Source organism: Tepidicella xavieri (assembly GCF_004363315.1).
GTDB lineage: Bacteria > Pseudomonadota > Gammaproteobacteria > Burkholderiales > Burkholderiaceae_C > Tepidicella > Tepidicella xavieri.
On sequence record NZ_SNYL01000027.1, the window covers coordinates 1 to 8,739 of the forward strand.

Annotated in this window: 11 protein-coding genes; 7 read left to right on the forward strand and 4 right to left on the reverse strand. The window is 61.2% G+C overall.

Translation table 11 applies throughout. The features are described 5' to 3' along the window. The 7 genes from DFR43_RS13450 to repC all read left to right on the forward strand — a co-directional run. Positions 1–333, forward strand: a 333-nt coding sequence (locus DFR43_RS13450; RefSeq protein WP_425471102.1) for a plasmid mobilization protein, incomplete at its 5' end; no start/stop codon positions are given. Beyond that, entirely contained in the window at positions 323–2,992 is a 2,670-nt protein-coding gene (gene traI, locus DFR43_RS13455) for a TraI/MobA(P) family conjugative relaxase (protein WP_133599558.1), read from the forward strand. The genes DFR43_RS13450 and traI, both read left to right, overlap by 11 nt. A 56-nt stretch (positions 2,993–3,048) precedes the next feature. Continuing rightward, complete coding sequence (gene relB / locus DFR43_RS13460) at positions 3,049–3,273, forward strand: type II toxin-antitoxin system RelB family antitoxin (RefSeq protein WP_133599560.1); 225 nt, start codon at positions 3,049–3,051, stop codon at positions 3,271–3,273. Next, on the forward strand, positions 3,257–3,529 hold the full coding sequence (locus DFR43_RS13465) for a type II toxin-antitoxin system RelE family toxin (RefSeq protein ID WP_133599562.1): 273 nt from the start codon (positions 3,257–3,259) through the stop codon (positions 3,527–3,529). The genes relB and DFR43_RS13465 overlap by 17 nt, the downstream gene beginning before the upstream one ends. Continuing rightward, positions 3,526–3,846 (forward strand): hypothetical protein, encoded by a 321-nt coding sequence (locus DFR43_RS13470; protein ID WP_245988954.1) that lies wholly within the window; start codon positions 3,526–3,528, stop codon positions 3,844–3,846. Before DFR43_RS13465 ends, DFR43_RS13470 begins: the two co-directional genes overlap by 4 nt. A 69-nt stretch (positions 3,847–3,915) precedes the next feature. Then, positions 3,916–4,785 carry a helicase RepA family protein gene (locus DFR43_RS13475; protein WP_133599564.1) on the forward strand — a complete coding sequence of 290 codons (870 nt, stop codon included), beginning with the start codon at positions 3,916–3,918 and terminating at the stop codon, positions 4,783–4,785. Then, positions 4,772–5,617, forward strand: a complete 846-nt coding sequence (gene repC / locus DFR43_RS13480) for a replication protein C, IncQ-type (protein WP_245988955.1) — start codon at positions 4,772–4,774, stop codon at positions 5,615–5,617. Before DFR43_RS13475 ends, repC begins: the two co-directional genes overlap by 14 nt. Before the next feature lie 329 nt (positions 5,618–5,946). On the opposite strand, the gene DFR43_RS13485 is transcribed toward repC, so the two are convergent. From DFR43_RS13485 to DFR43_RS13500, 4 genes are read right to left on the reverse strand one after another with little or no spacing between them, the layout of a single operon-like run. Beyond that, positions 5,947–6,672 carry an OfxX fusion product gene (locus tag DFR43_RS13485; RefSeq protein ID WP_133599568.1) on the reverse strand — a complete coding sequence of 242 codons (726 nt, stop codon included), beginning with the start codon at positions 6,670–6,672 and terminating at the stop codon, positions 5,947–5,949. Beyond that, positions 6,669–7,310 (reverse strand): DUF6753 family protein, encoded by a 642-nt coding sequence (locus tag DFR43_RS13490; protein ID WP_133599570.1) that lies wholly within the window; start codon positions 7,308–7,310, stop codon positions 6,669–6,671. Before DFR43_RS13490 ends, DFR43_RS13485 begins: the two co-directional genes overlap by 4 nt. Continuing rightward, the gene (locus DFR43_RS13495; protein ID WP_133599572.1) at positions 7,303–7,986 is read right to left on the reverse strand and encodes a nucleotide-binding protein; all 684 of its coding nucleotides are present in this window, start codon (positions 7,984–7,986) and stop codon (positions 7,303–7,305) included. Before DFR43_RS13495 ends, DFR43_RS13490 begins: the two co-directional genes overlap by 8 nt. A 12-nt stretch (positions 7,987–7,998) precedes the next feature. After that, the gene (locus tag DFR43_RS13500; protein WP_133599574.1) at positions 7,999–8,355 is read right to left on the reverse strand and encodes a protein mobC; all 357 of its coding nucleotides are present in this window, start codon (positions 8,353–8,355) and stop codon (positions 7,999–8,001) included. Between the last annotated feature and the right edge of the window lie 384 nt (positions 8,356–8,739).

Genomic DNA, 8,739 nt, shown 5'->3' on the forward strand with positions numbered 1-8,739 from the left:
CCCCGGCGAGAAGGAGACACGATGCCATTTGAAACGCAGGGGCCGGAACCGCTGGACGCCGTTATCAATGTACGGCTGACCGCAGCGGAGAAGGCCCGCTTGAAAGAGGACGCCGACCTTGCCGGTTTGAGCATGTCGGAGCTTGTCCGCCGCCGCTACTTTGGCAGGCCGATCATTGCCAACGCCGATGCCGTGATGCTCAAAGAACTACGCCGGATCGGTGGATTGCTCAAGCACATCCACAACGAGAGCGGAGGCGTGTACAGCAAGGACACAGCCGGGGCGCTGGTGGCACTGAAAGCCTACATCGAGAGGTTGAGCCGTGATCGTTAAGAAGGTGCCGAACTCAAAGAGCAAGCACAAGACGGCGAGCATCCGCGACCTGGCCGACTACATCCGCGAGCCTCACAACCAGAACCCGGATGAGAAAGTGCTGTACGCCAACGGGCGCGGCTTCCTCTGCGACGACCACGCCGCGCAGCGCGAAGAAATGGTTGCCCTTGCTGCTGAATCCGTGCGCAGCAAGAACCCGGTCAATCACTACATCATGAGTTGGCGCGAAGGCGAGCAGCCAAGCCCGGAGCAGGTGGAGGAAGCCGTAAGCATCTTCATGGAAGAACTCGGATGGAAAGACCACCAAGCCATCTACGGCCTACACAAGGACACGGACAATATCCACTTGCACATCGCTATCAATCGTGTGCATCCCGAAACGCTCAAGATTGTCGAGATCAACCGTGGCTTTGATATTGAACTGGCGCACCGGGCGATAGCACGAATCGAGCACGCGCAAGGCTGGCAGCGTGAGCAAAACGGGCGCTATCAGGTGTTGGAGAACGGGGAGCTTGGCCGAGCGCCATACGACCCGGAAAAGCCGCGTCAGCCCGACCAAAAGAAGCGGGACATGGAGAACCGCACCGGGGAGAAATCAGCCCTTCGCATCGCCATCGAGGACGGCGCGGCGATCATCAAGCAGGCGCAAAGCTGGGAGCAGTTGCACCGCGAGTTAGCAGCCAAGGGGATGCGCTACGAGAAAACCGGCAGCGGGGCGACCGTGTTTGTCGGGGATGTTGGCGTGAAGGCCAGCGACGTAGACCGCAACGCTAGCCTTGCCAAGATGCAGAAGCGCCTAGGCGAGTATCAGCCCGCGCCGCAGCGGCAGCAGGTTGCACAGCGCGAGCCGGAGCCGATCAAGCCAGACGTGCCGGGCTGGAAGGACTACATCACCGGGCGCAAGGCGCATTACGCCGCAAAGAACGCGGCCAAGCTGGCACTGGACAAGCAGCAGGAGCAGGAGCGCAAGCAACTGGCCGAGCAGCAGAAGGCCCGCCGCGATGAACTCATGCGCGGCAACTGGAAGGGCAAGGGCGAAGTGCTCAACGCCATGCGCAGCGTGATTGCCGCCGAGCAGGCGGCAGAGAAAGCCGCTTTGAAAGAGAAGCACCAGAAGCAGCGCGAGCAGTGGCGGCAGCAGTTCCGACCCTATCCCGACCTGGAGCAGTGGCAGCGGATGCAGAAAAGCCCGGAGCTTGCCGAGCAGTGGCGACACCGGGCCAGCGAGCCGCAGCGCATCGAGGGCGCGAGCGGCGAGCCGCCGACGCCGCGAGACATTCGCGCCTATGTCCCGGAGATCGTCGGCCAGCAGGTGCATTACAGCCGCAAGGACGACGCGGGGCGGGGCGGGGGTGTGTCTTTCGTGGACAAGGGCAAGAGCATCGACATTCACGACTGGCGCAACCGGGACAGCACGCTTGCCGCCTTGCAGCTATCGGCGCAGAAGTGGGGCAGCTTCACCGTGACAGGGAACGATGAATACAAGGCCATGTGCGCAAAGTTAGCAGCAGAGCACGGCTTCAAGATCACGAATCCAGAGCTTCAGGAGAGCATCCAGCAGGAGCGGCAGCGGATACAGCAGGAGAGGGCGCAGGCGATGAAATCGGAGCAGCTAAAGCAGTTCGAGCGGTACGCGGAAGCGGTAGGCGCAGAGCGTTACCGGGTCACGTCCATCAAGATGCAGGCAGACGGCAGGAAGCAAACCTTCATCCTCGACAAGAAGGACGGCATCACGCGGGGTTTCACGCCGCAGGAGATCGCGCAGCGCACGCCGGAGATGCAGCGCCTACAGCGCCGGGGCGAAAACCTCTACTACACGCCGCTATCGGACAGGAAGCATCACATCCTTATCGACGACATGAACCGGGAGAAGCTGGAGCGGCTTATCCGCGATGGCTACCAGCCCGCCGTCGTGCTGGAATCCAGTCCCGGCAACTATCAGGCCATCATCACCGTGCCGAAGCTGGGGACGGTCCACGACAAGGACGTGGGCAACCGGCTGAGCGATGCCCTGAACCGCGAATACGGCGACCCGAAGCTATCGGGCGCTATCCATCCGCACCGCGCACCCGGCTACGAGAACCGCAAGCCCAAGCACCAGCGGGAGGACGGCAGCTATCCCGAGGTGCGCTTGCTCAAGGCCGAGCGCCGCGAGTGCGTCAAGGCGCTGGCCCTGTCCAGCCAGATCGACGCCGAGTATCAGCGGCAAGCCGCCTTGAAGGCGCAGCAGCCCACGCTAGCCAAAGCCAAGCCCGCCTTGGAGCTTGCAGCGGCCAGCGGCAGCGCGATCGACGCCTATCAGCGGCATTACCGCGACGTGCTCAAGCGGCAGCGGGGCGGCGAGGTGGACTTGTCCCGCGTGGATTCCATGATTGCCGTGCGGATGCGCGTTACCGGCCACGATCAAGCCGCCATCGAGGGCGCTATCCGCCAGTGCGCCCCGGCCACCCGGCAGAAGGACGAGGGCCGCGACTGGAACGACTACGCGCAGCGCACCGCCCGCTATGCCTACAGCGCCGCAGGCGACCGCCAAGCCGCCGAGCTTGGGAAGTACCGCCAGCAGTGGGAGAAGCTGGAAGGGCGCGAGCCTGTACGCCAGCAGGAGCAGGCAAAGGCGCAGAAGATCGAGCGCGATAACTCACCGGGCATGAGTCTCTAGCGTTTCGCGGTAGTTGTGCTATACTTGTATAGCGTTTTCAGAACAGGAGCCGAAACATGCTTGCAATCCGACTGCCCGCCGAAGTGGAAACCCGCCTTGAAGCACTGGCACAGGCCACCGGGCGCACCAAGACTTTCTATGCCCGCGAAGCCATCCTTGAGCACTTGGACGACCTCGAAGATTTGTACCTCGCAGAGCAACGCCTGATCGACATTCGCGCAGGCCGTAGCCGCACCTACACGCTGGAAGAAGTGGAGCGCGATCTTGGCTTGGCGGATTGAGTTTGACGACAAGGCCAAGAAGGAGTTGGCCGCTTTGGACAAGGCTGTCGCCAAGCGCATCACCGCTTTTCTGCGTGAGCGCGTCGCTGGACTCGACGACCCGCGCAGCATTGGCGAAGCCCTCAAAGGCTCCAAGCTGGGAGCCTTCTGGAAATACCGCGTTGGCGACTATCGCATTGTTGCCAGCATCGAGGACGGCGCTTTGCGCATCCTCGTTGTGCGCATCGGCAACCGCAAGGAGGTGTACCGGAAATGATTAAGACCCTCTACAAGATTCCCGCGCCGGATTCCTTGGGCGCACAGATCGAGGTGTACGGCGAGCCAGAAAACGCTTGGTACGAGTGGCGCATCATCGACGGCGGGCGCACCGTGCGGGACACCGGCACGGAAGGCCACAGCGCCTTTCAGGGGCGGCAGTACGGGCAGGCCGAGATTGCCCTACGCGATGCGCTCATGTTCGCCTCTGGCCTGAAAGACGGCTACACGATGGATGCCGAGCAGCGGCAGCTTGCCAACGAGGCGGCAAGCCTTGAAGAAGGCTATGCGGACAAGGCGAAGGCAGAGCATTTTTAGGCGGCGCAGGCCGTGGCGGCCACCACGGCAGCGCCTAACCACCAACCACGTTGCAAAGGAGCGTGATTCATGGCTTTAGACATTATGGCGGCCTTCACCAATGAGCCGCCACAACTGGATTTCATCTGGCCGGGGTTTCTGGCTGGCACCGTTGGCGCACTGGTGGCTCCCGGCGCGACCGGCAAGAGCTTCTGGGCGCTGGAAGCGGCTATGTCCATCGCTTGCAGCGTGGCAGGCGGCGACGTGGTGAACCTCAAGCCGCAGCACACCGGGCGCGTTGTCTATCTGGCCGGGGAAGATCCCGCACCGGCACTGATCCGGCGCGTTCACGCCATCGGCCAGCACCTCAACCAGTCGGCCCGCCAAGCCATCGCCGAGAATCTGACCCTTGAGCCGATCATGGGCAAGCGCCTGAACGTCATGGACGAGGCGCACTTGCGCCGCGTCATCGACTACAGCGCCGGGGCGCGGCTGATCGTGCTGGACACCCTGAGCCGAATTCACAACCTCGACGAAAACAGCAACGGCGACATGGCGCGGCTTGTGGCCACACTGGAACACGTCGCGGCCAGCACTGGCGCGTCTGTCTTGTACCTGCACCACGTCAGCAAGGGCAGCGCCCGCGAGGGCCAGACCGACCAGCAGCAGGCAGCGCGTGGCGCTTCCGCTCTGATCGACAACGCCCGTTGGTGCGGCTTCGTTGCCAAGATGACCGAGGACGAGGCCAAGCGCCTGAGCGACCGCGCCTATGACCGCCAGCCGATCGGCAACGACCGGCGCGGCTTCTTCGTGCGCTTCGGCGTGAGCAAGCAGAACTACGACGCGACCCCGCTTGACCAGTGGTATGAGCGCAAAGAGGGCGGCGTTTTGGTGCCGGTGGAACTGGTGGAAGCCAAGCAAGACAACGGGAAGAAGGGGGGTAACCGTGAGCAAGTTTGATCTAACACACGCCCGGCACGATCCGGCGCATTGTCTGGCCCCCGGCCTGTTCCGCAGCCTCAAGCGAGGCGAGCGCAAGCGCAGCAAGCTGGACGTGACCTACACGTATGGCAAGGATTCCATCCGCTTTTGGGGGCCGGAACCACTCGGCGCGGATGATTTGCGAGTCTTGCAGGGGCTTGTCGCGATGGCCGCAACATCGGGCAAGGATGGACGCGGAATCATCTTGTCGCAAGAGCCAAAAACAGACGAAGGGCGGCAGCTGCGCCTATGGCTTGAGCTGAAGTGGGACGCACTTGAGAAGGACGCCTTGGTTGCCAAGGGAAGCTTTGGGCAACTGGCGCGAGAGCTTGGCTATGCAGACGAGGGGGGCAGCCAGTTCAAGACGATACGAGAGTCGATTGAACGGCTATGGGCGGTGTCGGTGATCGTCGAGCGAGACGGGCGGCGACAGGGATTCCGCATCTTGTCGGACTACGCCAGCGATGAACAGGAATGCAAGCTATTCGTCGCGCTCAATCCCCGACTCGCAGAGGCCGTGATGGGTGAGCGGCCCCACACACGCATCGACATGGCCGAGGTGAGGGCGCTACAGACCGACCCGGCACGACTGATGCACCAGCGGTTATGCGGCTGGATCGACCCCGGCAAGTCCGGGCGCGTAGAGATCGACACACTTTGCAGTTACATATGGCCGGATCAGGCCAGCACAGAAGCCATGAAGAAGCGCCGCCAGACCGCCCGCAAAGCGCTAGCCGAGCTTGCCGCCCTTGGCTGGAAGGTAAGCGAGTACGCGGCGGGGAAATGGGAGATCGGCAGACCCCCGGCGTAACGTTCCCCGCCCCAATCTGAAAAACCTAGACGGGGCGCGGGTTTGCGGGCGATCCGCAAAATCCTTCCATGATCCTCCAAGATCATCCAGCATGCGCGGCTTGCTGCCGCCGCTTTGAGGCGGCGTCTGAAGCCTTGCCTTCGGCCCTTCGGGCCTGCGCGGCCTTCGGCCTTGCAGACACACCCCCCGCCGCCCGCCGCGCCCCTCTTCCGCGCACCATGCCCCCTCGCAAAAGCCATCAGAAGCGCCTACAAGCGATTTTGTGATGCTCCGGCTACCTTGGGTTAGGTTGGGCGCAGAAAACGCGCTTAAGGCCGTTTGCGGGCCTTCTAGGGGCGCTCTGCGCTCAGAACTTCTCCAATCAGGCCGATGGCCGCATCCCATGCTTCGTGTGCCCAGAAGGGGGTTAGCTCGCCGTGCTGGAGCGTACAGATCGGATTGAGCACCCGGCGCGGGTTCTTCCATGTTTCGACCGACAGCAGAAGGCCGCCGGCGTGCGTGGAGAAGGTCGGCAATGGCAGTGGTTGCCCTTTCTTGGCACCCTGCTTCGTGAGTGGCTGGCACTTCTGCCAGGCTGTTTGTACTGCGTTGTTTAGCGCGGCAATGAATCGTTCGGGATCGTTCTTCAGAAGCTGTGCGGTTGTCTCGTTGAGCCAACGGAACTGCTCTCTCGCTTGTGCTTCTTTCGCCTTCCGTTCCTGCCATTTTCGTTCGTGCTCGTCGAGCGTTTCTCTTTCTCGCTTCTTCGCGTTGGCTTGTGCTTCTTCTTCCTTTCGTTTCGCCTCGTCTAGAGCTTCTTTGCGCCTGCGTTCTCCTTCGGCCGTGAGCGCAGGCTTCACCAGTTCGCCAGACTTGGCCTCGATGGTGATCGAGAGCGACTCGCCGCGATGGTCCACCAGATCGAACGGCAGGCCGTCGGCGTCGTATGCCGTGAGATACAGGTTCGCTCCGTAGATTTTGGTTCCCGGACGTACTGCCTCGTATTTTTCCAGCGCCGCTTGCAGAGCTTCCGCCAAGCGCTCGCCCGTAATCTCCCCTTTTATCTTGATTCTCATGGCAGCGCCCATCCGTACACATTGCCATCAGTGTTTTGCATTGGGTAGCAAACTCCTTTCTCGACCTTCCAGCCCTTGCCACTGCACCGGGCCAGCCGTTGCAGTTCGCCAGACTGGGCAAAGCGGTACGCCAAGCGCCCCTCTGGCGTGTTTGCCCATGCCGCCGCCGCTTTTTCATCCTTGGCTTCCGTATAGCCCGCGCCGTATCCGGCTTGGTAGCCGGAATCCTTGCCGCTGCTGTGCATGTACCAGCCGAACAGGCCGACGCACAGGAAGGCCACGGCAATGCAGCCCGCCGCCCACTGCCACATCTGCTTTGCCGATGTGTTGTGCGCGACCTCTTGCGCTGCTGCCGCTACCGCTTGCGCCAAATCCGCCTTGGCTGCTTCCGCCGATGCTTTCACCGTTGCGTCCGCAGTGGCCTTGAAGTTCACCAAGGTATCTTTGGCCGCTTGTGCTATCGCTTGCGGGAATTTCTCGTACTGGCCTTGGTAGTGCTGCAAAGCCATGAGCACCAGCCAAAGCGCATCATTGTTTTTCAGTCCGAGTGCATCCCGCACCCGGTAAAGGCTTTGCCGCTCCGCGTCCGTTGGTTGCCTGCCGAGCAGCTTTGCAAAGCTGTCGTCTAGGTCACTCATGGACTACGGCCTCCAATACCTTTTTGGCCTCGTTGCGCCACCGGGTAAGCTCCGCACGGTTGCCAATGGGCAGTTCCTTGAGTGCTATCGCAATGCTCATGCGCTTGCTGTAAATGTCATCGCTCACACGGTCGGCCAAGTCCGGGAATGTCACCGACTTCCCGCCGCGTTCCTCTACCGCCGTGCGCAGCTTGGAGCCGTTGTAAAGCTCGAATTTTTTTTCTTCTCCGAAGTGTCCATTGCGCACCACGTGAACGGCCGAGTTCGGGATTGCATCCATGTATTCCTTGAGCAGTTCGAGGCTATCCCGTTGACGGTTAATCACCCAAAGCGTGACCAGCTTGCGCTTGAGTTCCGCAAGCGTGCTATTCAGTGTTTCACCGTAGGCGCTCACACCCTTGTTATTCCGCGCTGCCGTGTTGATGACCACGACGCTATCCGGTTTGCTATCGCACAAGTTCACTAGCTGAATCCATCCGTCCGCCTCATCCAGATTGATAAGCTCCGTTTCCGTGCTTTCCTTGTAGGCTTTCCATACGTCCGGGTTAGAGGTGTCAGACTCAATCAGCAATACGCTTTCGCCGCGCTCTTGCAGGTAATCAACCGTTGCCATCGTGACAAGCGACTTGCCAACGCCGCCCTTGCTGCCACCGATCAGGTAAATGCTTTTCGCCATGTTGCTTACTCCTTAAATGTCGTCGCTGTCAGGTTTCGGGGTGAATGTCGCCTTGGATGTATCCGCAGGCTTCTTGTCGGCGGGGCGGGACGGGGGTGTGTCTCCCGGCGCTTGCGCCGGGGCTTTCTTCGCTGGCTTTGCTCTCTGCAAGTAGCTCTTGAGTGTCGGGGTTGCGATGCTCAGACCTTCTCCGCGCAGCGTCTCGGAAATCTGGTCAAGCGTGTATCCACGCTTTTGCAAAGCCGCGATCTCTTTGGAAAGGATGCGCACGGCCTCTTGCTTGCTGTGCTCCTGCTTCTTTTTCTCTACTGGAGGCATCTCCCGCAGCTTTGCAGCGATAGCCTCTAGCTGTTCTGTTGTGTACTTCATCGTGCTAACTCCTTTGCTCACTGGTTACGGAGTTGACAGCATAGCGCCATTTGTGCTTGTTGCAAAGTGCGTCCCGTGCAGCTAAGCTGCTGATACGATAGTAGAGCGGATGAGCTTAACAGGATGCGGATTGTCATACACATGGCTTCGCCATGTTCCTGCCAATCCCCGCCTGCCCATTCGGCGCTTCGCTTCTCACGGTCTGGCTCATCCTGCAAGGGGCAAGCCCCTTGACCCCGGACAGTGCGGCGCTTCGCTTCTTACTGTCCAAGACACACCCCCGCCCCCGCCCCGGCGAGAAGGAGACACGATGCCATTTGAAACGCAGGGGCCGGAACCGCTGGACGCCGTTATCAATGTACGGCTGACCGCAGCGGAGAAGGC